Genomic DNA, 24,049 nt, shown 5'->3' on the forward strand with positions numbered 1-24,049 from the left:
TGACTGCTTGGCTGCCGCGGTTCGGAACCGTGGGGTTGGCGGACGGGCGTTCCTACAGGTCGCCGAGTTCGCGGGCGTACGGCGGTTCGGCTCCGGCGCGGGAGCAGGTGACGGCCGCCGCGCGGGCCGCGAAACGCAGGAGTTCGGTCCAGCCGCGGGGGCCCAGTTCCGCGAGTGCGGTGGCGGACAGGGCGTTCCGGGTGGCCAGGCCGTGCAGCAGGGCCGCGTTCACGGTGTCACCGGCGCCGATCGTGTCCACGACGTCGACCGGTTCGCCGGGCACCGAGTGGACCGAGCCGTCCCGGGTGAACGCGGTGAGACCGTCTCCGCCCTGCGTGACGACCACGGCCGCGGGGCCGGCGGCCAGCCACTCCCGAGGGGTGCCGCCGAGCCAACGGGCGTCCTCCTCGGACAGCTTGAGCAGGGAGACCGACGGCAGCCAGCTCCTGAACCGGGCGCGGTAGGCGTCCGGGTCGGGGATCAGACCGGCGCGGACGTTCGGGTCGAGGGTCGTGAAGACGCCCCGGGCGGCGGCGGCCCGCATCAGCTCCTCGTACGCGCTCGCGCCGGGTTCCAGGACGAGTGAACAGGTGCCGAAGGACACCGCCCGCGCCGCGTCGGGGAGTCGCGCCGGGGCCGAGAAGAGACGGTCGGCCGTGCCCTCGACGTAGAAGGAGTACGCGGCCGAGCCGTCCGTGCCGATCGTGGCGACGGCCAGGGTCGTCGGTTCGTCGCCGCGCTGCACGGACGACACGTCGACGCCGGCGTCGCCCAGTCCGGCCAGGAGGGCCTCGCCGAACGCGTCGCGTGAGACGCGGGAGCAGAACGCGGTGGGGGAGCCGAGGCGGCCGAGTGCCACCGCCGTGTTGTAGGGGCCGCCGCCGAGACGAGGCAGCAGGTCCGCCAGGGCGCCCGCGCCCTGCGGCACCAGATCGATCAGGGCCTCACCGGCGACGACGATCACGACGCGGGTCCTTTCCTCGGTATCTCGGGGCTCTCGGGACGAACGGCGCTCTCGGGGCAGCCGCACGAGGTGCGGTGGACGAAGACGGAGGGAAGCCGGACGGTGCGGCTCTCGCGGTGCGGTGACGCCAGCCGCTCCAGGAGCAGGCGGACCGCGGTGGCACCGATCTCCTTGCCGGGCTGGGCGATCACGGTGAGCCGGGGCGTGAACAGATCCGCCCACGAGAAGTCGTCGAAGCAGCACAGCGCCAGGTCGCCGGGCACGGACAGGCCCCGGTCGCGCAGGGCCCGCAGGGCGCCGATGGTCATGGCGTTGTTCGCGGTGACGAGCGCCCCGGGCGGCGCCCCGAGGGACAACAGCCGGTGGGTGGCCTCCTCGGCCGTACCCGCCCGGGAGTCGCCGTGCGCCACGAGCCGTTCGTCGTAAGGGAGTCCGGCGTGCGCGAGGCCGTGGCGGTAGCCGGTGATCCGCTCCGTCGTGGTGCTGAGTCCGGGCAGGCCCGCGATCAGCCCGATGCGCCGGTGCCCGCGCTCGGCGAGGTGGGTGACCAGGTCCGCCATGGGCCCGGTGTTCTCGGCACAGACCTGGTCGTGGCGGAAGCCGTCGGCGGGGGAGTCCACGAGCCGGTCCAGGAGGACGGTGGGTACGTCGTGCCGCGCGAGGTACCGCAGGAGTGCGGCGGGGGTCGCCGAGGGCGCGATGACCATGCCGTCCACGCGTCGTTCGTGCAGCAGTCGGACGACGGTGCGCTCGTGCTCGGGGTCGTCGTGCGGATCGGCGATCAGCAGGCCGTAGCCGTGTTCCAGGGCTCCGGCCTCGACACCCTGGAGGGTCTCCGTGAAGTACGGGTTGCTGATGGCCGACACCGCGAGCCCGATGGACCGCGTGCGGGAGGTGACGAGGGAACGGGCGAGGGTGTTGGGCGTGTAGCCCAGCTCCTCGATCGCGTCGAGAACGGCCTGACGTGTGCGGGGCAGCACCGGACGGGTGTCGTTGAGGACGTGCGAGACGGTCGCGATGGACACGCCTGCCCGTCGGGCCACGTCGACCATCGTCGCCATGGCACTCCCTCCTCTCGCACTCGGGTGCCCGCCCGTGAAGGAACCCGGGTGCCGATCCGCACGGAACCCGGTCGTCCGCCCGTGAACATATCCCGTCAGCGCCTGACGTAAACGCTTACGCATACGCTTGCGTAAGCGTTTACGTCCAGGATCGCGCCGACCGGCCCCGCAGTGAGCGGAATGATCTGTACCGGTATGGTCGACGCGCGACAACCCTCGCCGTGTTCTGAGTCGTCGCGCTCGGCGGAGTGTCCGCGAGCACCCTCGACCAGTGGAGATGCCATGTCCGGCCGTCCGTCCGCGACCCGTCGTACCGTCCTGCGAGGAGCGGCGCTCGCCCCGGTCGCCGGGCTCGGCCTCGCCGCCTGCTCCGGGGGCGGCGGTGGCGGTGGCGGAACTCCCGCGACGCCGACCGCTCCCGTCGTCCTGGGCGCGGAGAGCGAGGTCGCCAAGGGCGGTGCTCAGCTGTACCAGGACGAGAACGTCGTGGTCAGCCGTGCCGAGGACGGTTCACTGAAGGCGTTCAGCTCGATCTGCACCCACGCCGGGTGCGCCATCAACAAGTTGCAGGGCACGACGCTCGTATGCCCTTGTCACGGCAGCGAGTTCGACGCCACGACGGGCAAGGTGCTGAGGGCCCCGGCCACCGTGCCGCTCCACGAGCTGCCCGTCGAGGAGAAGAGCGGGAAGATCGTCGCCGGGCCGGGCGCCTGAGCGCGGGCCGGATCGAGCCGGTTGCCGCACCGGAGCGTGGACCGGACGGGGCCGGCGACAGCCCTGGAGCGCGAGGTGGACGGGCCCGGGTTCCGCACCCCGGTGGGTGGTCACTCCCAGTCCCAGCCGATGCCCACGATCCCCGACCGCACGCGCTGTTCGACCAGGTGCACCGAGCGGTGGCGGCCGCTCAGCGGCAGTTCCTGGCGGCCGCTGCGCGGGGCGGCCGCCGAGTGCTGGGTGAACCGGTGGCAGCGCACGGGCAGCGCGTTCTCCGCGAAGTGCACCTGGAGCGCGTACTGCCCGCCCGCGAAGCCGAACCCCCGGACGTACTCGCTGGACGTCCCGGCCGTGCCGTCCTCGAAGGCGTACCGGAAGAGGTACGTGTCGCCTGCCCGCAGCCGGGTGTCGAAGAGCAGTTCGGCGACCAGCACGCCGGTGTCGCGGTGCCAGCGCACCCGGCCCGTACGGCAGTTCTCCAGAGCCCGGACGGCGGTCCGCTCCGGTGAGCATCCCGGGTCGCCGTGGTGGATGGCCATGTAGCGGTCGACGCCGTCCTTGTGGGCGCGCGCTATGTGCTGCGATTCGCGGCCCAGCAGTTCGCGATGGGCGCCGATGCGGACCCGTTCGTGATGGCCGATAGTGTGCAGACCGCCGTCGAGCGGGGACTCCAGTTCGGCCAAAAATCGTTCCAGGACGCTCGAAGCCTCGACCAGGGAGCGGTACGAACGCCTCGTGGGGCGCTCCGGATCAGGTCGCTCCTCGGCCTCGGCCAGCAGTCTTATCAGGGACTCGTCGGGCAGCTGGAGTATCTCCTCCAGGGCGCGGACGGCCCGCAGCGACTCGGGCCGCTGGGGGCGCCGGGCGCCCTGCTGCCAGTAACTCAGGCTCGTCACCCCGACCTTGACGCCGTAGCGCGACAGATGGTGCTGGACGCGTTGCAGCGGCAGCCCGCGGGCGGTGATCGCGGCGCGCAGTGCGACATGGAAGGGGCCGCCCCGCAAGGCCGTGTCCAGTTCCGCCGTGGCGACGTCCGCGTGCTGTCTGCCGTACCGCATGCAGGGGCCCTTCTGTGGATGTTCACGACGGCTGGTCAGGCCGTTCGAGCGGTTCTTCGGCGCCGCCCGGTGGGCGCGCGGGGGCTGTTCACCGGCGGGTTTCGCCGTTCACGCCCCGAGTTCCCCCGCATTGAAGCGTGTTGACCAAGTCCCGACAACACCTGATGCTCAACATGGCTCACCGCAGCCCCCGGACGCGCTCCTTCCCTCCCCGACCCCCACTCCGGAGCAGACACGATGCGCCACAGACGACGACTGGTCGCTCTCGCCGCGGTTCTGGCCGCCCTGGGAGCCACTCCGGCGGCCGCGGCCGCCGGGCCCGCGGCAGGTCACCCCGGCACGCCCGTGCACGCGGGGCCGCTCGCGCGATCGGCGCCCACGCGGCTCGGCGCGGCGGCCGGGCACGGCGCCCCCAGGATGGAACGCGCGGCGAGCGGGGACGACCGCGGACCCGGACGGGGCGGGGGCGGCGACAGGGGACCCGGACGGGGCGGGGGCGGCGACAGGGGACCCGGGCGCGGAGGTGCGGATACCCGGGACGCCGCCGCGACCGACCCCTTCGTCGTGGTGGCGTCGGCGACGGCCGGGGCGGGAGCCCTCGTCGCGCTCGTCCTGAGCGTCTCGCGCGCCCTGCGCCGGCGGCGCGGCTGACAGGGCGAGGGAACGCCGGGACGCCCGGACGGAGCGTGCGGGCGGCGTACGTCTCCGGGCGGGCCGTGACGACCGCCGTCGGGAGGCAGGGAGGCAGGCCCCACCGGTGACAGCGGCGGGGCCTGCCTCCCTGGTGCCGCACCGGCGCCCGACCTCGTCCTCCGTCCACAGGCGGGCCGGGAGCCGACCGCGCTGTCGGCCCGCGCCAGTAGGGTGTGTGACATGGCCGACCCCTCCAGCTACCGCCCCAAGCCGGGACAGATCCCGGACTCCCCCGGGGTGTACAAATTCCGCGACGAGCACCGCCGGGTGATCTACGTCGGGAAGGCGAAGAGCCTGCGCCAGCGCCTGGCGAGCTACTTCCAGGACCTGGCGAATCTCCACCCGCGCACCCGCACCATGGTGACCACGGCCGCGTCGGTGGAGTGGACGATCGTGTCCACCGAGGTCGAGGCCCTTCAGCTGGAGTACTCCTGGATCAAGGAGTACGACCCCCGGTTCAACGTCAAGTACCGCGACGACAAGAGCTACCCCTACCTCGCCGTGACGATGAACGAGGAGTTCCCGCGCGTACAGGTGATGCGCGGCCACAAGAAGAAGGGCGTGCGCTACTTCGGTCCCTACGGGCACGCCTGGGCCATCCGCGACACCGTCGACCTGCTGCTGCGCGTCTTCCCGGTCCGCACCTGCTCCGCCGGTGTCTTCAAGAACGCCTCCCGCACCGGCCGGCCCTGCCTTCTCGGCTACATCGGCAAGTGCTCGGCCCCCTGTGTCGGCCGGGTCTCTTCCGAGGAGCACCGCGATCTGGCCGAGGAGTTCTGCGACTTCATGGCGGGCCGGACGGGGACGTACATCCGCCGCCAGGAGCAGCAGATGACGGACGCGGCCGAGGAGATGGAGTACGAGCGCGCGGCCCGGCTGCGGGACGACATCGAGGCCCTGAAGAAGGCCATGGAGAAGAGCGCGGTCGTACTCGCGGACGCGACCGACGCCGACCTCATGGCGGTCGCCGAGGACGAGCTGGAAGCCGCGGTGCAGATCTTCCACGTGCGCGGCGGACGCGTGCGCGGTCAGCGGGGCTGGGTCACGGACAAGGTGGAGGCGGTCACCACGGGTGACCTCGTCGAGCACGCGCTCCAGCAGCTCTACGGCGAGGAGACGGGTGACTCCGTCCCCAAGGAGGTGCTCGTCCCGGCGCTGCCCGAACCGGTGGAGCCCGTCCAGGAATGGCTCACCGAGCGCCGCGGATCGAACGTGTCGCTCCGCATCCCGCAGCGCGGTGACAAGAAGGCGCTCATGGAGACGGTGCGGCGCAACGCGCTCCAGTCGCTCGCCCTGCACAAGACCCGGCGCGCCTCCGACCTGACCACCCGATCGCGGGCGCTGGAGGAGATCGCCGAGGCGCTCGACCTGGACAGCGCGCCGCTGCGGATCGAGTGCTACGACATCTCGCACCTCCAGGGCGACGACGTGGTGGCCTCGATGGTCGTCTTCGAGGACGGGCTCCAGCGCAAGGGCGAGTACCGGCGCTTCCAGATCAAGGGCTTCGCCGGCCAGGACGACGTCCGCTCCATGCACGAGGTGATCACGCGCCGCTTCAAGCGCTACCTCGTGGAGAAGGAGAGGACGGGGGAGTGGACGGACGGCGAGGACACCCCAGCGGAGCCGTCGGAGACCCCCACGTCCGGCAGCCCGCTGACGGAGGCGCCCGCCGCGGGGACCACCTCCTCCGGGACCGCGCTCGCGGGGACCACCTCCTCCGGGATCCCGCTCGTGGAGGCCGCCTCCACCGGGACCGCCCTTTCCGGTGCTCCCCTCCCCGGGAGCGCCTTCTCCGAGGAGGACGGCCGGCCCAAGCGTTTCGCCTACCCCCCGCAGCTCGTCGTCGTCGACGGTGGCCGGCCGCAGGTGGCCGCCGCCCAACGGGCCCTCGACGAGCTCGGTATCGACGACATCGCCGTCTGCGGACTCGCCAAGCGCCTGGAGGAGGTGTGGCTGCCCGGCGAGAGCGATCCGGTGGTCCTGCCGCGCACCAGCGAGGGCCTGTACCTGCTCCAGCGGGTCCGGGACGAGGCCCACCGCTTCGCGATCACCTACCAGCGCGCCAAGCGGGCCAAACGCTTCCGGGCGGGCCCCCTGGACGACGTACCGGGCCTGGGCGACTCACGCAGACAGGCACTGATCAAACACTTCGGCTCCGTGAAGAAACTCCGGTCCGCGACGATCGACCAGATCTGCGAGGTCCCCGGCATAGGGCGGAAGACGGCGGAGACCATCGCCGTGGCCCTCGCCGAGGCGGTTCCGGCCGCACCCGCCGTGAACACGGCCACTGGAGAGATCATGGAAGACGACGAACACGCGGCGCCCGGGACGACTGCGGGCCCCGTGGAGGAGCCCGTGACCGCGGGCACCTCGGACGAGCGACGGGGGCAGGAGACATGACCGAGAACGACGCGCGTGAAGAGGAACGCCCGGCGCAGGGCACCGAAGAGCACGGGACGGCAAGCGAGGATCACGCGGAGCACGAAGCACCACGGGAAGACGGAGCACAGGTGGGTACGGGCATCGAGACGGCCGGGACCGGGGTCCCGGACGCGGCCATTCCCGAGCTGGTGATCATCTCCGGTATGTCCGGAGCCGGCCGGTCCACGGCCGCCAAGTGTCTGGAGGACCTCGGCTGGTTCGTCGTCGACAACCTGCCGCCCGCCCTGATCCCCACCATGGTGGAGCTCGGCGCCCGGTCCCAGGGCAACGTGGCCCGGATCGCGGTCGTCGTCGACGTACGCGGCCGGCGCTTCTTCGACAACCTCCGCGAGTCCCTCGCCGACCTGGAGTCCAAGCAGGTCACCCGGCGGATCGTCTTCCTGGAGTCCTCCGACGAGGCCCTGGTGCGACGCTTCGAGTCCGTGCGCAGACCGCACCCCCTCCAGGGCGACGGCCGCATCGTGGACGGCATCGACGCCGAGCGTGAACTGCTGCGCGAGCTGCGCGGCGACGCCGACCTGGTCATCGACACCTCCAGCCTGAACGTGCACGAGCTGCGCGCCAAGATGGACGCCCAGTTCGCGGGCGAGGAGGAGCCCGAGCTGCGGGCCACCGTCATGTCCTTCGGCTTCAAGTACGGCCTCCCGGTCGACGCCGACCTGGTCGTGGACATGCGCTTCCTGCCCAACCCGCACTGGGTCCCCGAGCTGCGCCCCTTCACCGGCCTGAACGAAGAGGTCTCGGCGTACGTCTTCAACCAGCCCGGCGCCAAGGAGTTCCTCGACCGCTACGCCGAGCTGCTCCAGCTGATCGCCGCCGGATACCGGCGCGAGGGCAAGCGCTATGTGACCATCGCGGTCGGCTGCACCGGCGGCAAGCACCGCTCGGTGGCGACCGCCGAGAAGCTCGCCGCCCGCCTCGCCTCCCAGGGCGTGGAGACCGTGCTCGTGCATAGGGACATGGGGCGCGAGTGACCGGACGCACTACCCTGCGGCTGAGCCGGCTGCGCCGGGAGATCCCCGGGGACCGAGCCGCCCAGCCGGTCGCGGCGCGCGGGGCCAAGCCACGCCGCCGCGGCGCCCAGCCCAAGGTCGTCGCCCTCGGCGGCGGCATGGGGCTGTCCGCCTCGCTCGCCGCGCTGCGCCGGATCACCGGGGACCTCACCGCCGTCGTCACCGTGGCCGACGACGGCGGTTCCAGCGGCCGCCTGCGTGACGAGCTGGGCGTTCTCCCGCCCGGTGATCTGCGCAAGGCGCTGGCGGCGCTGTGCGGCGACGACGAATGGGGCCAGACCTGGGCCCGTGTCATCCAGTACCGCTTCCAGTCCAAGGGCGACCTGCACGAACACGCCGTCGGCAATCTGCTGATCGTCGCCCTGTGGGAACAGCTCGGCGATCACGTCCAGGCTCTCGACCTGGTCGGCAAGCTGCTCGGCGCGCACGGCCGGGTGCTGCCCATGTCCGCCGTTCCCCTGGAGCTCCAGGCCCTGGTCAAGGGGCACGATCCGGACAGTCCCGACGAGGTCGCCACCGTGCGGGGCCAGGCGAACGTGGCGCTCACCCCCGGCGAGGTCCAGTCCGTGCACGTCGTGCCGCACGATCCGCCGGCCGTGCCCGAGGCCGTGGCCGCGGTCCTCGACGCGGACTGGGTGGTTCTCGGCCCCGGCTCCTGGTTCTCGTCGGTCATACCCCACCTTCTGGTGCCCGAACTGCTGGACGCCCTCAGCCAGACGCGGGCCCGCCGGGTACTCTCCCTGAACCTCGCCCCGCAGCCCGGAGAAACCGAAGGCTTCTCCCCGCAGCGTCATTTGGAGGTTTTGGGACGACACGCCCCTAAACTCGCCCTGGACGTGGTGCTGGCCGACGAGGCCGCCGTGCCCGACCGCGAGTCTCTCGCCGACGCCGCCAAGCGGTTCGGTGCCGCGGTCGAGCTGGCGCCGGTGGCTCGGACCGACGGATCTCCGCGGCACGACCCGGAGCTGTTGGCCGCCGCGTACGACCGTATTTTTCGGATGCATGGAAGGATCGGCCCATGGCGATGACGGCAGCGGTGAAGGATGAGATTTCCCGGCTCCCCGTCACCCGGACGTGCTGCAGGAAGGCGGAGGTTTCCGCCATTCTGCGGTTCGCGGGCGGCCTTCACCTGGTGAGCGGCCGGATCGTGATCGAGGCGGAGCTGGACACCGCCATGGCGGCGCGCCGCCTGAAGCGGGACATTCTGGAGATCTTCGGCCACAGTTCCGAACTGATCGTGATGGCGCCCGGCGGGCTGCGGCGCGGTTCGCGCTACGTCGTGCGCGTCGTCGCGGGCGGTGACCAGCTGGCCCGCCAGACCGGGCTCGTGGACGGGCGGGGCCGCCCGATCCGCGGGCTGCCGCCGCAGGTGGTCTCGGGGGCCACCTGCGACGCCGAGGCGGCCTGGCGCGGGGCCTTCCTGGCCCACGGCTCGCTCACCGAGCCCGGCCGCTCCTCGTCCCTGGAGGTGACCTGCCCGGGGCCGGAGGCCGCGCTCGCGCTGGTCGGCGCCGCCCGCCGGCTGTCGATCGCGGCGAAGGCCCGTGAGGTGCGGGGCGTGGACCGCGTGGTCGTCCGCGACGGGGACGCCATCGGCGCGCTGCTGACCCGCCTCGGCGCGCACGAGTCGGTGCTGGCCTGGGAGGAGCGGCGGATGCGCCGCGAGGTCCGCGCCACGGCGAACCGGCTCGCCAACTTCGACGACGCCAACCTGCGCCGCTCGGCGCGTGCCGCCGTCGCCGCCGGGGCCCGGGTCCAGCGCGCGCTGGAGATCCTCGCGGACGAGGTGCCGGAGCATCTCGCCGCCGCCGGACGGCTGCGCATGGAGCACAAGCAGGCCTCCCTGGAGGAGCTGGGCGCGCTCGCCGACCCGCCGCTGACCAAGGACGCCGTCGCGGGCCGTATCCGCAGGCTGCTGGCGATGGCCGACAAGCGGGCGCAGGACCTCGGGATCCCCGGGACGGAGTCGAGTCTGTCCGAGGAGATGGCGGACAACCTCGCGGGCTGACCCGGACCCGCGGGGCGACGTGAAAGACGTACGGGATTATCTGACAGAAGCTCAATATGCCGGTGTCGACGCCCACTTGGGAGGTCGGCACCGGCGTTGATCGTCCGGCGAGGCGCCCTTGACTTGACCTTGAAGTGTCATGAGCCTGGCATCTGTTCGCTGCTGTGGCGGACCAGCGCAAGGGGGACTCATGAGACGAAGAGCGAGCGCGATCCTCGCTACCGGCGCGCTCCTGCTGGGCGGTGCGGCCGTGGCGCCGATCGCCCAGGCGCAGAACGGCGGTTCACCCGGGCCCGACGCGAACGCCGTGAAGGTGTTCCGCGCCGAGATCACGAAGCAGCAGGTACCCCTGCTGCTCGCGGCCGGCCAGGACGGTCACGAGCTCGGCGACACGACCTGGAAGAACGGCAGGAGCACGGTCGAGGTCTACGTCACCGACCAGCAGGCCAGGAAGCTGGAGAAGCAGGGCGTCGAGCTCACCGAGCACACGCTCTCCGCCAAGGCCGAGAACCGGGTCGAGGGCGCCGCCCAGGGGGTGTTCCGCCCGTACAGCGGAAAGGGCAACCTAGAGGAGGAGATCATCAGGACGGGTCAGGCCAACCCCGGCCTGACCAAGGTCGTCTCCATCGGCAAGACCGTGAACGGCCAGGACATCCTCGCGCTCAAACTGACCAAGGGTGCGAGGACGACCAAGGACGGCGCCAAGCCGTCGGTGCTGTACATGTCCAACCAGCACGCGCGCGAGTGGATCACGCCCGAGATGACGCGGCGGCTGATGCACTACTACCTGGACAACTACGCCACGAACAAGCGCATCAAGAAGATCGTCGACTCCACCGAGCTGTGGTTCGTCCTGTCGGCCAACCCCGACGGCTACGACTACACGTTCAAGGACGCCGACGCCCGCCAGTGGCGCAAGAACATGCGGGACGTGAACGGCGACGGCGTCATCTCCACCGGTGACGGCGTCGACCTCAACCGCAACTTCGCCTACAAGTGGGGCTACGACGACGAGGGTTCGTCGCCCAACCCCACGAGTGAGACCTACCGCGGGGCCGCCCCCGGCTCCGAGCCCGAGACCAGGGCGCTCGACAGCTTCGAGAAGCGCGTCGGCTTCAAGTACGGCATCAACTACCACTCCGCCGCCGAACTGCTGCTGTACGGAGTGGGCTGGCAGGTGGCGACGCCCACCCCGGACGACGTGCTCTACAAGGCCCTCGCCGGCACCCCGGAGAACCCGGCGATCCCGGGCTATCACTCCCAGGTGTCCTCGGAGCTGTACACCACCAACGGCGAGGCGGACGGCCACGCCGGCAACGTCAACGGCATGGCGATGTTCACCCCTGAGATGTCGACCTGTCAGACGGCGTCCGACCTCGACCCGAACGACTCCTGGAACGCGGCCGACTGCGCCTCGGTGTTCACCTTCCCGGACGACGAGAAGCTGATCGAGCAGGAGTTCGAGAAGAACGTCCCGTTCGCGCTCTCCGTCGCCGAGACCGCGGCCCACCCCGACCAGCCGTCCTCCTCGGTCGGCATCGCCGCCCCCGACTTCACCCCGGCCCCCTTCACGACCTCGTACTCCCGGGGCGCCGACCAGGAAGTCTCCGTCGTCGTCCGCAAGTCCGTGCGCGACAAGGAGCTCAAGTACCGCGTCAACGGCGGCCGTACGCACGACAGGGCGCTCAGGCCCTGGCGGGGCGGCGAGACCTACGGCGGCTCGGACAACCTCTACTTCGACGAGTACCGCGCCAAGGTCAAGGACGGCGACCCGGGCGACAAGGTCGAGGTCTGGTTCACCGGCGAGACCAGGAGCGGAAAGCGCACCTCCAGCACGCACTTCACGTACACCGTGGCCCAGCGGCCGCGGGCCGACGTGCTCGTGGTCGCCGAGGAGGGCGCGGCCGCCACACAGGCCCAGACCTACGTCGACGCGCTGAAGGCCAACGGCAGGAAGGCCCTCGTCTGGGACGTCGCCACCCAGGGCGCGCCCGACGCGCTCGGCGTCCTCGATCACTTCGGGACCGTCGTCCACTACACCGGTGCCCTGCGGCCCGGCAACGCCACCCAGCTCCAGCTCCGGGCCTTCCTCAATGAGGGCGGCAAGCTGGTCGAGGCGGGCGAGCTGGCCGGCGGCAGCGTCGACCTCGGCGGCGGCACCCTCTCGAACGACTTCAGCCAGTACTACCTGGGCGCCTACTCCCGTACGTCCACTCCCGGCGCGACCGGCTTCACCGGCTCGGGGAAGCTCGGCGGCGCCACGGGAGCCATCGGTGACGCGCCCGGCAACCCGCTGAACGCGGCGGGCACCTACGGCGTCACCTCGGACTCGCTCGCCGCCGCCCAGTACCCCCAGTTCGCCTCCGGCGCGGGAGCGGGCCAGTTCAGCGGGACCGCCAACCCGTACGGGCCGTACGCGGGCTCCTACATGGCCGCCGCCGTCCACACCGACGACTCCTACAAGCGCCTCACCCGCACCATCGACCTCACCGGTGTCGGCGCCGCCGACAAGCCGACGCTCCGTTCCCAGCTGCTCTGGGACACCGAGCCCGGGTACGACCACGCGATCGTCGAGGTCCACACGACCGGGGCCGACGACTGGACCACGCTTCCCGAACTGGGCGGTGCCACCTCGGCCACCGTCCCGACCGAGTGCGAGGCCGGCTTCCTCGCCCAGGAACACCCGTGGATCAAGCACTACCTGACCGTGAGCGCGTCCGGCTGCACGGCCACCGGCACCAGCGGCGCGTGGAACAGCTTCACCGGCGCCTCCAGCGGCTGGCAGCCGGTCGCCTTCGACCTGAGCGCGTACGCCGGCAAGTCGATCGAGGTCTCCTTCAGTTACATCACCGACCCGAGCACGGGCGGTCACGGCCTCCTCGTCGACAACGCCTCCCTCGTGGTCGGCGGCACCGCCACCGAGACGGAGGGCTTCGAGTCCTCCCTCGGTCCCTGGAGCGTCGCCGGACCGCCCGCGGGCAGCCCGGCCGTCCTGAAGGACTGGGCGCGCACCGGGGAACTGTTCAAGACATATGGAGCGGTCACCACGGACGACTCCGTACTGCTCGGCTTCGGCCTGGAACACGTCGTCTCGGCCGCCGACCGCGCGGCCCTGATCGGTAAGGCGCTCTCGGCACTGAAGAGCTGACTGAGCGTGACAATCGCATGAACAGCACGGGCGGTCCGTACCCCTACTGACGGGTACGGACCGCCCTGCCGTGTATGGCCCTACTCGATGTCACTCCGGGGGCCTCAGGGAGGTAGGGTCGTAGGCGGTCGGGGACATCCCATACAACTCGCCGACATCTGAGTCGGCGTACCTAACGAGGAGATCGGTTCGTGACGATCCGCGTAGGCATCAACGGCTTTGGCCGCATCGGTCGTAACTACTTCCGCGCGCTGCTGGAGCAGGGTGCTGACATCGAGATCGTGGCTGTCAACGACCTGGGTGACACCGCGACCACCGCCCACCTGCTCAAGTACGACACCATCCTGGGCCGCCTCAAGGCCGAGGTGTCGCACACCGCCGACACGATCACCGTCGACGGGCACACGATCAAGGTCCTGTCCGAGCGCAACCCCGCGGACATCCCGTGGGGCGAGCTGGGCGTCGACATCGTCATCGAGTCGACCGGCATCTTCACGAAGAAGGCCGACGCCGAGAAGCACATCGCCGGCGGCGCCAAGAAGGTCCTCATCTCGGCTCCGGCCAAGGACGAGGACATCACCATCGTGATGGGCGTCAACCAGGACCAGTACGACCCGGCGAACCACAACATCATCTCCAACGCCTCCTGCACCACCAACTGTGTGGCGCCGATGGCCAAGGTTCTCGACGAGAACTTCGGCATCGTCAAGGGCCTGATGACGACGGTTCACGCGTACACGAACGATCAGCGGATCCTGGACTTCCCGCACTCGGACCTGCGCCGCGCCCGCGCCGCCGCCGAGAACATCATCCCGACCACGACCGGTGCCGCCAAGGCCACCGCCCTGGTCCTCCCGCAGCTCAAGGGCAAGCTGGACGGCATCGCCATGCGCGTCCCGGTCCCGACCGGTTCGGCCACCGACCTGGTCGTGACGCTGCAGCGCGAGGTCACCAAGGACGAGGTCAACGCCGCGTTCAAGAAGGCCTCCGAGGACGGCGACCTCAAGGGCTTCCTGACCTACACCGAGGACCAGATCGTGTCCTCGGACATCGTCGGCGACCCGGCCTCCTGCACCTTCGACTCCTCCCTGACCATGGTCCAGGAGGGCAACACGGTGAAGATCCTCGGCTGGTACGACAACGAGTGGGGTTACTCCAACCGCCTCGTCGACCTCACGGTCTTCGTCGGCGGCCAGCTCTAACTCCCGGAGCAGGCACCTCGATGTGAGCCAGGGCTCGGGCAGCGCGACGCCGCGCTGCCCGAGCCCTGTGCTACGTAGTGATCGATCAGCCCTCTCGGATCTGAAGAGCCTTCCCTAGGAGTCCCTTTATGAAGACGATCGACGAGCTTCTCGCCGAAGGCGTGGCCGGCAAGCGGGTCTTCGTCCGCGCCGACCTCAACGTGCCGCTCGCCAACGGCCTCATCACCGACGACGGCCGCATCCGCGCCGTCCTGCCCACCGTCAAGGCCCTGGCCGAGGCGGGCGCCAAGGTGATCGTCGCTTCGCACCTGGGCCGCCCCAAGGGCGCCCCGGACCCGGCCTTCTCCCTCCTGCAGCCCGCCGAGCGGCTCGGTGAACTGCTCGGCGCGCCGGTCGCGTTCGCGCAGGACACGGTCGGCCCCGCCGCCCACGACGCGGTCGACGGCCTGGAGCCCGGCCAGGTCGCGGTCATCGAGAACCTCCGCTTCAACGCCGGTGAGACGTCCAAGGACGACACCGAGCGCGGCGAGTTCGCCGACCGGCTGGCCGCCCTCGCCGACGTCTATGTGGGCGACGGCTTCGGTGCCGTGCACCGCAAGCACGCCTCCGTGTACGACCTCCCGGCCCGTCTGCCGCACTACGCCGGCTACCTCATCGCCACCGAGGTCGGCGTCCTGAAGAAGCTCACCGAGGACGTCAAGCGGCCCTACGTCGTCGCGCTCGGCGGCTCCAAGGTCTCCGACAAGCTCGCCGTCATCGACCAGCTGCTCGGCAAGGCCGACCGCATCCTGATCGGCGGCGGCATGGCCTTCACCTTCCTCAAGGCCAAGGGCTACGAGGTCGGCTCCTCGCTGCTGCAGGAGGACCAGATCCCGGCCGTCACCGAGTACATGGAGCGCGCCGAGAAGCTGGGCGTCGAGCTGGTGCTCCCGGTCGACGTCGTGGTCTCCCCCGGATTCCCGGACCTGAAGGCCAAGGCGCCCACCGAGCACTCCGCCGTCGACGCCGACAAGATGCCCGAGGGCCAGCTCGGCCTGGACATCGGCCCGAAGACCGGTGCCCTGTACGCGACCAAGCTCGCCGACGCCGAGACCGTGTTCTGGAACGGTCCCATGGGCGTCTTCGAGCACCCCGACTACGCCGAGGGCACCAAGGCGGTCGCCCAGGCCCTGGTCGAGTCCGAGGGCTTCACCGTCGTCGGCGGTGGTGACTCCGCCGCCGCGGTGCGCACCCTCGGTTTCGACGAGACCGCATTCGGCCACATCTCGACCGGTGGCGGCGCCTCCCTCGAATACCTCGAGGGCAAGACGCTCCCCGGCCTCGCCGCACTGGAGGACTGACCTACATGAGCACGCGCACGCCGCTGATGGCGGGCAACTGGAAGATGAACCTCAACCACCTCGAGGCCATCGCCCATGTCCAGAAACTCGCCTTCGCCCTGGCGGACAAGGATTACGAGGCCTGTGAGGTCGCAGTCCTGCCGCCCTTCACCGACCTGCGCTCCGTGCAGACCCTGGTCGACGGCGACAAGCTCAAGATCAAGTACGGCGCCCAGGACCTCTCGGCGCAGGACTCCGGTGCCTACACCGGTGAGATCTCCGGCTCGATGCTGGCCAAGCTGAAGTGCACGTACGTGGCCATCGGCCACTCCGAGCGCCGCCAGTACCACAACGAGACCGACGAGATCGTGAACGCCAAGGTCAAGGCCGCCTACAAGCACGGTCTGACCCCGATCCTGTGCGTGGGCGAGGAGCTGGACGTCCGCGAGGCGGGCAACCACGTCGCGCACACGCTCGCGCAGGTCGAGGGCGGTCTGAAGGACCTCCCGGCCGAGCAGGCCGAGTCCGTCGTGATCGCGTACGAGCCCGTCTGGGCCATCGGCACCGGCAAGGTCTGCGGCGCCGACGACGCCCAGGAGGTCTGCGCCGCGATCCGCGCCAAGCTCGCCGAGCTGTACTCCCAGGAACTGGCCGACCAGGTCCGTATCCAGTACGGCGGCTCGGTGAAGTCCGGAAACGTCGCCGAGATCATGGCGAAGCCCGATATCGACGGCGCTCTGGTCGGTGGCGCGTCGCTCGACGCCGACGAGTTCGTCAAGATCGTCCGGTTCCGCGACCAGTAAGTATGCGGTAGCGGCGATTCGTCGTACCCTTGCGGGGGTCTGGTGCCGTTGCGCCGGGCCCCCGTCGTCCATCCAGTTCCGAGGAAGTTGGTCCAGCCGTGGTTTTGGGGTTCTCGATCGCCCTGATCGTCTTCAGCCTGCTGCTGATGCTGCTGGTGCTGATGCACAAGGGAAAGGGCGGCGGCCTGTCCGACATGTTCGGTGGCGGCATGCAGTCGTCCGTCGGCGGCTCCTCGGTCGCCGAGCGCAACCTCGACCGCATCACCCTGATGATCGGTCTGCTCTGGTTCGCCTGCATCGTCGTGCTCGGTGTCTTGATGAAGATCAACAACTGATCACCGGCCGACATCGGTACGGCAGCACAACTGCACATTACGCAAGCACATTCCGCACGTAAGGCCCCATGTCCGGTACGCGCCTCCAAGCGCCGCCTATCATGGGGCTTGCGTCTAGGGGTGGGGATGTAACTCCAATCACTGGACGCGCGTTGGGCCTTACGTAGACTGAGGCGGCTCGCAGCGAAGCGTCACGCCGACTCGCTTCGCGGCACCATCACGCAGGGAGTTACGACCGTGGCAAGTGGCAACGCGATCCGAGGAAGCCGGGTCGGGGCGGGGCCGATGGGCGAGGCCGAGCGCGGCGAGTCCGCGCCGCGGCTGCGCATCTCCTTCTGGTGCTCCAACGGGCACGAGACGCAGCCCAGCTTCGCCAGCGACGCGCAGGTCCCCGACACCTGGGACTGTCCGCGCTGCGGCTTCCCCGCCGGACAGGACCGGGACAACCCGCCGGACCCGCCGCGTACCGAGCCCTACAAGACGCACCTCGCGTACGTACGGGAGCGGCGCAGCGACGCGGACGGCGAGGCGATCCTCGCCGAGGCGCTCGCCAAACTGCGGGGCGAGATCTAGGAGTTGAGAGCCGGCCGGGCACCCACAGGTGTCTGGCCGGAGCCGTTTCGGACGACCTCGCGACGGAGCAGTGCTCCGCCGCCGGGCCGTGCCGCCGGTATGTCCTGAGGGCGACCCGGTCACGCGGATGCAGCAGCGCGCCCCGGAATTCACGGGAACGCACCGGCCCGGCACCGCGCACGGTCCCCGGCTCTTCGCCGGACGCCCGGTGTGGGCGCGGCGCCCCGCCCGCCGAACGGACCGGCCCCGTTCGCGCCCGTACCTCTCACCCTCGCCGTCATCGCGCTGATACCCGGGGTCAAGCGGGACGTATCTGTTGTTGAGCCGGAGGACGCACCACGACAGCTCGCGTCCAGCCCTGATCAATTAGGTTGGGACCGGCAGCGGGGCAAGGTACGCAGCAGCACAGGCAGGAAAGAAGGCGGAAGTCCGAGATGAACGCAGACAGCCGTACCCGGCTCAACCAGACGCCCGAGTGGACCGCTCTGGCCAAGCACCGCGAGGAACTCGCGGACACCCATCTGCGCGACCTGTTCGCGGCCGATCCCGGGCGCGGCTCCGGCTACTCGCTCCAGGTCGGCGATCTGCACGTCGACTACTCCAAGCACCTGGTCACCGACGAGACGCTGCGGCTGCTGCGTGAGCTGGCCGCGGCGACCGACGTGTTCGGGCTGCGGGACGCGATGTTCCGGGGCGAGAAGATCAACGTGACCGAGGACCGTGCGGTGCTGCACACCGCGCTGCGGGCGCCGCGGGACGCGGTCGTGGAGGTCGACGGGGAGAACGTGGTGCCGGCCGTGCACGCGGTCCTCGACAGGATGGCGGGTTTCGCCGAGCGGGTGCGTTCGGGCGAGTGGACCGGTCACACCGGCAAGCGCATCAAGAACGTCGTCAACGTCGGTATCGGCGGCTCGGACCTGGGTCCGGCGATGGCGTACGAGGTGCTGCGCCCGTTCACCGACCGCGGACTCACGCTGCGGTTCGTGTCGAACGTGGACGGCGCGGACCTGCACGAGGCGGTGCGGGACCTGGACCCGGCGGAGACGCTGTTCGTCATCGCCTCGAAGACGTTCACCACGATCGAGACGATCACCAACGCGACCTCCGCGCGGGACTGGCTGCTGACCGGGCTGAAGGCCGGTCAGGAGGCGGTGGCTCGGCACTTCGTGGCGCTGTCGACGAACGCGGAGAAGGTCGCCGACTTCGGGATCGACACGGCCAACATGTTCGAGTTCTGGGACTGGGTCGGCGGCCGCTACTCCTACGACTCGGCGATCGGCCTCTCGCTGATGATCGCGATCGGCCCGGAGCGCTTCCGTGAGATGCTCAACGGCTTCCACCTCGTCGACGAGCACTTCCGCACGGCCCCGGCCGAGTCCAACGTGCCTTTGCTGCTGGGTCTGTTGGGTGTCTGGTACGGCAACTTCCACGATGCCCAGTCGCACGCCGTGCTGCCGTACTCGCACTACCTGTCGAAGTTCACGGCCTATCTCCAGCAGCTCGACATGGAGTCCAACGGCAAGTCCGTGGACCGTGAGGGCCGCCCGGTCGAGTGGCAGACCGGCCCGGTGGTGTGGGGCACGCCCGGGACCAACGGTCAGCACGCGTACTACCAGTTGATCCACCAGGGCACGAAGCTGATCCCCGCCGACTTCATCGGCTTCGCCGAGCCCGTGGCCGATCTGCTGCCGGGCCTGGTCGCCCAGCACGACCTGTTGATGGCGAACTTCTTCGCGCAGACGCAGGCGCTGGCCTTCGGCAAGACCCCGGACGAGGTACGGGCCGAGGGGGTGCCCGAGGAACTGGTGCCGCACAAGACGTTCGAGGGCAACCACCCCACGACCACCATCCTGGCCCGGGAGTTGACGCCTTCGGTCCTCGGCCAGTTGATCGCCCTCTACGAGCACAAGGTGTTCGTCCAGGGCGCGATCTGGAACATCGACTCCTTCGACCAGTGGGGCGTCGAACTCGGCAAGGTGCTCGCCAAGCGCGTCGAGCCCGCCCTCACCGAGGGCGCCGACGTCCCCGGACTGGACGACTCGACCAAGGCTCTGGTCGCCAAGTACCGGACGCTGCGCGGCCGTTAGGCGATTGCGGGGAAGCGGGTGGCGGGAGTCCGCCCGCTTCCCCGGGCGCGCCGCCACGGCGACCGCCATCGCAGTCCTGGAGATGAACCGGCTTCGCCGCCGGGCGGGGGCGGCAGGGCCGGAGACCCTGCCGCCCCGGCTCAGGCGGAAGCCGGCGGATAGAGCGAGCGCGGCAGTTGGGACGCGGCGGCCGCGTCCAGGAGCCACAGGGTGCGGGAGCGGCCGTACGCGCCGGCCGCGGGAGCCTGGATCTCCCCCGCGCCGGACAGGGCGATGGCGGCGGCCTCCGCCTTGTCCTCGCCTGCCGCGAGCAGCCACACCTCGCGGGCGGAGCGGATCGCGGGCAGGGTCAGCGAGATCCGGGTCGGCGGCGGCTTGGGCGCTCCGTGCACGCCGACCACCGTCCGCTCCGTCTCCCGCACCGCGGGCAGCTCCGGGAAGAGCGACGCCACGTGCGTGTCGGGCCCGACGCCCAGCATCAGGACGTCGAAGGCCGGAACGGAGCCGTGGTTCTCGGGCCCGGCGGCCTTGGCGAGCTCCGCCGCGTACGCCTCCGCCGCCGCCTCCACGTCGGCGCCGTGCGGACCGTCGGACCCCGGCATCGTGTGCACCCGGGCCGGATCCACCGGCACCGAGTCGAGCAGGGCCGCGCGGGCCTGGGTGTCATTGCGCTCGGGATCGCCCTCGGGGAGGTACCGCTCGTCGCCCCACCACAGGTCCAGGCGCGCCCAGTCGACGGCGTCCCGGGCGGGAGCGGCCGCGAGCGCCGCGAGGAGCCCGTTGCCGTTGCGCCCTCCGGTGAGCACGATCGAGGCGTAGCCGCGCGAGGCCTGCGCGTCCACGATCTTCGTGATCAGCCGCGCCGCCGCGGCCTGGGCCATCAGTTCCTTGTCGCGGTGGACGACGAGCTGCGGAGTGTTCACTCGGCGGCCGCCTTGTCCGCCGCCTTCTTGGCGAGCGTCTCCGCCACCCCGGCGGGGGAGTCCTTGACGACCGGGGCCGCCTTCGTGGCCGTCGCCGTCCCGCCGGGGGACCCGGCCCCGGCGGTGTCCGCCGGGGCGTTCAGCCGGTCCACGCCGAAGCGCAGCGCCGAGGCGTAGGTGTCGTCCGGGTCGAGGCGGCGCAGCTCCTCGGCCATCAGCTCGGCCGTGTCACGGCGCTTGAGCGCCACCGCGCGGTCGGGCTGCCCCTGGATGGACAGCGTCGCGAGCGTCCCGTCCGCCCGGTCCAGGACGATCGGGCCGCAGCTCGTCTCCAGCCGCACCGCGGTGAGGCCGGGGCCCGAGGACAGCGACCGCTTGACGGGGACCTCAAGCCGGTCCGCGAGCCACATCGCGAGCAGCTCGCAGCTCGGGTTGAACTCCTCGCCCTCCACCTCGACCGCGTCCACGTCGCAGGTGACCTGGTCCAGGGCCGCGGCCAGCATCGAACGCCAGGGCGTGATGCGGGTCCACGACAGGTCCGTGTCACCGGGGGTGTAGGCCTCGGCGCGGGCGTTGAGCTCCCGTACCGGAGCCTCGGCGGCGTAGGTGTCGGTCACCCTGCGCTGGGCGAGCGAGCCGAGCGGGTCCTTCGCCGGGTCGAGCGGCGCGTTCACCGGCCACCAGACGACGACGGGCGCGTCCGGCAGCAGCAGCGGCAGGACGACCGACTGGGCGTGGTTGATGACCTCGCCGTACAGACGCAGCACCACCGTCTCGCCGGTGCCCGCCTCCGCTCCGAGCCGCACCTCGGCGTCGAGCCGTGACTTCGTGCGGTCGCGGGGCGAGCGGGAGACGCGCTTGATGACCACGAGGGTGCGCGAGGGGTGCTCGCGCGAGGCCTCGTTGGCGGCCTTCAGGGCGTCGTAGGCGTTCTCCTCGTCGGTGACGATGACGAGGGTGAGCACCATGCCGACGGCGGGGGTGCCGATGGCCCGCCGGCCCTGTACGAGCGCCTTGTTGACCTTGCTGGCCGTGGTGTCCGTGAGATCGGTCTTCATGGGCGACGCCAGCTCCGTCCGTCTCGTTCGAGCATTTCGTCCGCCTCGACGGGACCCCAGGTGCCCGAGGGGTACTGCGCGGGCTTGCCGTGCTTGTCCCAGTACCGCTCGATCGGGTCGAGGATCTTCCAGGACAGCTCGACCTCCTCGGTGCGCGGGAAGAGGTTCGAGTCACCGAGCAGCACGTCGAGGATCAGACGCTCGTACGCCTCAGGGCTCGACTCCGTGAAGGACTCGCCGTACGCGAAGTCCATCGAGACGTCCCGGATCTCCATGGAGGTGCCGGGCACCTTGGAGCCGAAGCGGACCGTGACGCCCTCGTCGGGCTGGACGCGGAAGACGATCGCGTTCTGGCCCAGCTCCTCCGTCGCCGTGTGGTCGAAGGGGGAGTGCGGGGCGCGCTGGAAGACGACCGCGATCTCGGTGACGCGGCGGCCCAGACGCTTGCCGGTGCGCAGGTAGAACGGGACGCCCGCCCAGCGGCGGTTGTCCACCTCCACCTTGATCGCGGCGAAGGTGTCGGTCTTCGACTTGGGGTCGATACCGTCCTCCTGGAGGTAGCCGACGACCTTCTCGCCGCCCTGCCACCCCGCCGCGTACTGGCCGCGGACCGTGCTCTTGCCCAGGTCCTTCGGCAGCCTGGTCGCGCCGAGCACCTTGGTCTTCTCCGCCGCGAGCGCGTCCGCGTCGAAGGAGGAGGGCTCCTCCATCGCGGTCAGTGCCATGAGCTGGAGCAGGTGGTTCTGGATGACGTCACGGGCGGCGCCGATGCCGTCGTAGTAGCCGGCCCGGCCGCCGATGCCGATGTCCTCGGCCATGGTGATCTGCACGTGGTCGACGAACGACCGGTTCCAGATCGGCTCGAACATCGTGTTGGCGAAGCGCAGCGCCAGGATGTTCTGGACGGTCTCCTTGCCCAGGTAGTGGTCGATGCGGAAGACCTGGTCCGGGGCGAAGACCTCGTGCACGATCGCGTTGAGTTCCTCGGCCGACTTGAGGTCGTGACCGAAGGGCTTCTCGATGACCGCGCGGCGCCACTGGCCGTTCGACTGGTCGGCCAGCTTGTGCTTCTTCAGCTGCTGGATCACCACCGGGAACGCGGACGGCGGCACGGACAGATAGAAGGCGAAGTTGCCGCCCGTGCCCTGCGCCTTGTCCAGCTCCTCGATGGTCGAGCGCAGCCGGTCGAACGCGTCGTCGTCGTCGAAGGTGCCCTGGACGAAGCGCATCCCCTGGACGAGCTGCTGCCAGACCTCCTCGCGGAAGGGCGTACGGGCGTGCTCCTTGACCGCGTCGTGGACCTCCTGGGCGAAGTCCTCGTGGGCCCACTCGCGACGGGCGAACCCGACGAGGGAGAAGCCCGGCGGCAGCAGTCCCCGGTTGGCGAGGTCGTACACCGCGGGCATCAGCTTTTTACGTGACAAATCGCCCGTGACGCCGAAGATGACCAGGCCCGACGGCCCCGCGATACGCGGGAGCCGTCGGTCTGCGGGGTCACGCAGCGGGTTGCTGCTCGACAAGATTTCAGCCCTCCGAAGGGGCGAGGCGCTGGAGCTCCGCCTCGGTCGACTTGAGCAGGTCGTTCCAGGCGGACTCGAACTTCTCGACGCCCTCGTCCTCGAGGAGCTGGACCACGTCGTCGTAGGCGATCCCGAGCTTCTCGACGGCGTCGAGTTCGGCGCGGGACTGCTCGTACGTACCGGCGATGGTGTTGCCGGTGATCCGGCCGTGGTCCTCGGCGGCCTCCAGAGTGGCCTCCGGCATGGTGTTCACGGTGTTCGGCGCGACCAGCTCGTCGACGTACAGGGTGTCCTTGTACGCCGGGTCCTTGACGCCGGTCGAGGCCCACAGCGGGCGCTGCTTGTTGGCCTGCGCCCGGTCGAGGACGGCCCAGCGGTCGGTGGAGAAGACCGCCTCGTACGCCTCGTACGCGAGCCGGGCGTTGGCGAGGCCCGCCTTGCCGCGGGCTGCCTTGGCCTCGGGGGTGCCGAGCGCGTCGAGCCGCTTGTCGATCTCGGTGTCCACGCGGGACACGAAGAAGGACGCCACGGAGTGGATCTTCGAGAGGTCCAGGCCGCGCTCCTTGGCCTTCTCCAGGCCGAGGACGAAGGCCTCCATGACCTCGCGGTAGCGCTCCAGCGAGAAGATCAGCGTCACGTTGACGCTGATGCCGAGGCCGATGACCTCGGTGATCGCCGGCAGACCCGCCTTGGTGGCCGGGATCTTGATGAGGGTGTTGGGGCGGTCCACGAGCCAGGCAAGCTGCTTGGCCTCGGCGATGGTCGCGGGGGTGTTGTGCGCCAGCCGCGGGTCCACCTCGATCGAGACCCGGCCGTCCTGGCCGCCGGTCGCGTCGAAGACGGGACGCAGGATGTCGGCGGCGTCGCGGACGTCCGCCGTCGTGATCATGCGGATGGCTTCCTCGACGGTGACCTTGCGGGCGGCGAGTTCGGAGACCTGCTGCTCGTAACCGTCCCCGCTGCTGATCGCCTTCTGGAAGATCGACGGATTGGTGGTGACGCCCACGACGTGCTGCTGGTCGATCAGCTCGGCAAGGTTGCCGGACGTGATCCGCTTGCGCGACAGGTCGTCCAGCCAGATCGCGACGCCTTCCTCGGAGAGGCGCTTGAGTGCGTCTGTCATGGAAA

General features: G+C 70.5%; 20 protein-coding genes. 13 read left to right on the forward strand and 7 right to left on the reverse strand.

Annotation, left to right across the window (positions count from 1 at the left end; genetic code table 11):
• Window positions 1-52 precede the first annotated feature (52 nt).
• Window positions 53-964, reverse strand: a complete 912-nt coding sequence (locus OHT01_RS29650; RefSeq protein ID WP_328556168.1) for a carbohydrate kinase family protein — start codon at window positions 962-964, stop codon at window positions 53-55.
• On the reverse strand, window positions 961-2,025 hold the full coding sequence (locus OHT01_RS29655) for a LacI family DNA-binding transcriptional regulator (protein WP_328556169.1): 1,065 nt from the start codon (window positions 2,023-2,025) through the stop codon (window positions 961-963). The genes OHT01_RS29650 and OHT01_RS29655 overlap by 4 nt, the downstream gene beginning before the upstream one ends.
• Before the next feature lie 282 nt (window positions 2,026-2,307).
• Between OHT01_RS29655 and OHT01_RS29660 the strand changes: the two genes are divergently transcribed.
• Entirely contained in the window at window positions 2,308-2,739 is a 432-nt protein-coding gene (locus tag OHT01_RS29660; RefSeq protein ID WP_328556170.1) for a Rieske (2Fe-2S) protein, read from the forward strand.
• Between the two features lie 110 nt (window positions 2,740-2,849).
• Here OHT01_RS29660 and OHT01_RS29665 read toward each other — a convergent pair whose 3' ends face one another.
• Window positions 2,850-3,797: a hypothetical protein gene (locus OHT01_RS29665; RefSeq protein ID WP_328556171.1), complete on the reverse strand. Its 948-nt coding sequence runs from the start codon at window positions 3,795-3,797 to the stop codon at window positions 2,850-2,852.
• 237 nt (window positions 3,798-4,034) lie between these two features.
• On the opposite strand from OHT01_RS29665, the gene OHT01_RS29670 reads away from it, so the two are divergent.
• The 12 genes from OHT01_RS29670 (at window position 4,035) to pgi (ending at window position 19,420) form a co-directional block, all read left to right on the forward strand.
• Complete coding sequence (locus OHT01_RS29670; protein ID WP_328556172.1) at window positions 4,035-4,448, forward strand: hypothetical protein; 414 nt, start codon at window positions 4,035-4,037, stop codon at window positions 4,446-4,448.
• A gap of 192 nt (window positions 4,449-4,640) precedes the next feature.
• On the forward strand, window positions 4,641-6,890 hold the full coding sequence (uvrC, locus tag OHT01_RS29675; protein ID WP_443043556.1) for an excinuclease ABC subunit UvrC: 2,250 nt from the start codon (window positions 4,641-4,643) through the stop codon (window positions 6,888-6,890).
• Window positions 6,887-7,906, forward strand: a complete 1,020-nt coding sequence (rapZ, locus tag OHT01_RS29680; protein WP_328556174.1) for an RNase adapter RapZ — start codon at window positions 6,887-6,889, stop codon at window positions 7,904-7,906. Before uvrC ends, rapZ begins: the two co-directional genes overlap by 4 nt.
• Window positions 7,903-8,973, forward strand: coding sequence for a gluconeogenesis factor YvcK family protein (locus OHT01_RS29685; RefSeq protein ID WP_328556175.1), 1,071 nt, complete (start codon window positions 7,903-7,905; stop codon window positions 8,971-8,973). Before rapZ ends, OHT01_RS29685 begins: the two co-directional genes overlap by 4 nt.
• Window positions 8,964-9,953 carry a DNA-binding protein WhiA gene (whiA, locus tag OHT01_RS29690; RefSeq protein ID WP_037624822.1) on the forward strand — a complete coding sequence of 330 codons (990 nt, stop codon included), beginning with the start codon at window positions 8,964-8,966 and terminating at the stop codon, window positions 9,951-9,953. The genes OHT01_RS29685 and whiA overlap by 10 nt, the downstream gene beginning before the upstream one ends.
• Before the next feature lie 190 nt (window positions 9,954-10,143).
• Complete coding sequence (locus tag OHT01_RS29695; RefSeq protein WP_328556176.1) at window positions 10,144-13,101, forward strand: M14 family metallopeptidase; 2,958 nt, start codon at window positions 10,144-10,146, stop codon at window positions 13,099-13,101.
• 191 nt (window positions 13,102-13,292) lie between these two features.
• Window positions 13,293-14,303, forward strand: a complete 1,011-nt coding sequence (gene gap / locus OHT01_RS29700; RefSeq protein WP_261703388.1) for a type I glyceraldehyde-3-phosphate dehydrogenase — start codon at window positions 13,293-13,295, stop codon at window positions 14,301-14,303.
• A gap of 128 nt (window positions 14,304-14,431) precedes the next feature.
• Window positions 14,432-15,643, forward strand: coding sequence for a phosphoglycerate kinase (locus tag OHT01_RS29705; protein ID WP_328556177.1), 1,212 nt, complete (start codon window positions 14,432-14,434; stop codon window positions 15,641-15,643).
• A gap of 5 nt (window positions 15,644-15,648) precedes the next feature.
• Window positions 15,649-16,425, forward strand: coding sequence for a triose-phosphate isomerase (gene tpiA / locus OHT01_RS29710; protein WP_328556178.1), 777 nt, complete (start codon window positions 15,649-15,651; stop codon window positions 16,423-16,425).
• A gap of 98 nt (window positions 16,426-16,523) precedes the next feature.
• Window positions 16,524-16,760 carry a preprotein translocase subunit SecG gene (gene secG, locus OHT01_RS29715; RefSeq protein ID WP_261703385.1) on the forward strand — a complete coding sequence of 79 codons (237 nt, stop codon included), beginning with the start codon at window positions 16,524-16,526 and terminating at the stop codon, window positions 16,758-16,760.
• Between the two features lie 237 nt (window positions 16,761-16,997).
• Window positions 16,998-17,333 carry an RNA polymerase-binding protein RbpA gene (locus OHT01_RS29720; protein WP_003957010.1) on the forward strand — a complete coding sequence of 112 codons (336 nt, stop codon included), beginning with the start codon at window positions 16,998-17,000 and terminating at the stop codon, window positions 17,331-17,333.
• Window positions 17,334-17,767: 434 nt separating this feature from the next.
• A complete protein-coding gene (gene pgi / locus OHT01_RS29725; RefSeq protein ID WP_328556179.1) occupies window positions 17,768-19,420 on the forward strand; it encodes a glucose-6-phosphate isomerase in 1,653 nt (550 codons plus the stop codon).
• Window positions 19,421-19,560: 140 nt separating this feature from the next.
• Here the strand turns inward: pgi and pgl are convergent, their stop codons facing one another.
• From pgl to tal, 4 genes are read right to left on the reverse strand one after another with little or no spacing between them, the layout of a single operon-like run.
• A complete protein-coding gene (gene pgl / locus OHT01_RS29730; RefSeq protein WP_328556180.1) occupies window positions 19,561-20,343 on the reverse strand; it encodes a 6-phosphogluconolactonase in 783 nt (260 codons plus the stop codon).
• On the reverse strand, window positions 20,340-21,401 hold the full coding sequence (gene opcA, locus OHT01_RS29735) for a glucose-6-phosphate dehydrogenase assembly protein OpcA (protein ID WP_328556181.1): 1,062 nt from the start codon (window positions 21,399-21,401) through the stop codon (window positions 20,340-20,342). The genes pgl and opcA overlap by 4 nt, the downstream gene beginning before the upstream one ends.
• On the reverse strand, window positions 21,398-22,924 hold the full coding sequence (zwf, locus tag OHT01_RS29740) for a glucose-6-phosphate dehydrogenase (protein ID WP_328558318.1): 1,527 nt from the start codon (window positions 22,922-22,924) through the stop codon (window positions 21,398-21,400). Before zwf ends, opcA begins: the two co-directional genes overlap by 4 nt.
• Before the next feature lies 1 nt (window position 22,925).
• Window positions 22,926-24,044, reverse strand: coding sequence for a transaldolase (tal, locus tag OHT01_RS29745; protein WP_328556182.1), 1,119 nt, complete (start codon window positions 24,042-24,044; stop codon window positions 22,926-22,928).
• Window positions 24,045-24,049 lie beyond the last annotated feature (5 nt).

It is taken from the genome of Streptomyces sp. NBC_00358, assembly GCF_036099295.1.
Taxonomy (GTDB): domain Bacteria; phylum Actinomycetota; class Actinomycetes; order Streptomycetales; family Streptomycetaceae; genus Streptomyces.

Coding starts and splice junctions, on each gene's coding strand:
- OHT01_RS29655 (WP_328556169.1), bottom strand. CDS start 2,025: ATGGCGACGATGGTCGACGTGGCCCGACGGGCAGGCGTGTCCATCGCG.
- OHT01_RS29660 (WP_328556170.1), top strand. CDS start 2,308: ATGTCCGGCCGTCCGTCCGCGACCCGTCGTACCGTCCTGCGAGGAGCG.
- OHT01_RS29665 (WP_328556171.1), bottom strand. CDS start 3,797: ATGCGGTACGGCAGACAGCACGCGGACGTCGCCACGGCGGAACTGGAC.
- OHT01_RS29670 (WP_328556172.1), top strand. CDS start 4,035: ATGCGCCACAGACGACGACTGGTCGCTCTCGCCGCGGTTCTGGCCGCC.
- rapZ (WP_328556174.1), top strand. CDS start 6,887: ATGACCGAGAACGACGCGCGTGAAGAGGAACGCCCGGCGCAGGGCACC.
- whiA (WP_037624822.1), top strand. CDS start 8,964: ATGGCGATGACGGCAGCGGTGAAGGATGAGATTTCCCGGCTCCCCGTC.
- OHT01_RS29695 (WP_328556176.1), top strand. CDS start 10,144: ATGAGACGAAGAGCGAGCGCGATCCTCGCTACCGGCGCGCTCCTGCTG.
- OHT01_RS29705 (WP_328556177.1), top strand. CDS start 14,432: ATGAAGACGATCGACGAGCTTCTCGCCGAAGGCGTGGCCGGCAAGCGG.
- tpiA (WP_328556178.1), top strand. CDS start 15,649: ATGAGCACGCGCACGCCGCTGATGGCGGGCAACTGGAAGATGAACCTC.
- pgi (WP_328556179.1), top strand. CDS start 17,768: ATGAACGCAGACAGCCGTACCCGGCTCAACCAGACGCCCGAGTGGACC.
- opcA (WP_328556181.1), bottom strand. CDS start 21,401: ATGAAGACCGATCTCACGGACACCACGGCCAGCAAGGTCAACAAGGCG.
- tal (WP_328556182.1), bottom strand. CDS start 24,044: ATGACAGACGCACTCAAGCGCCTCTCCGAGGAAGGCGTCGCGATCTGG.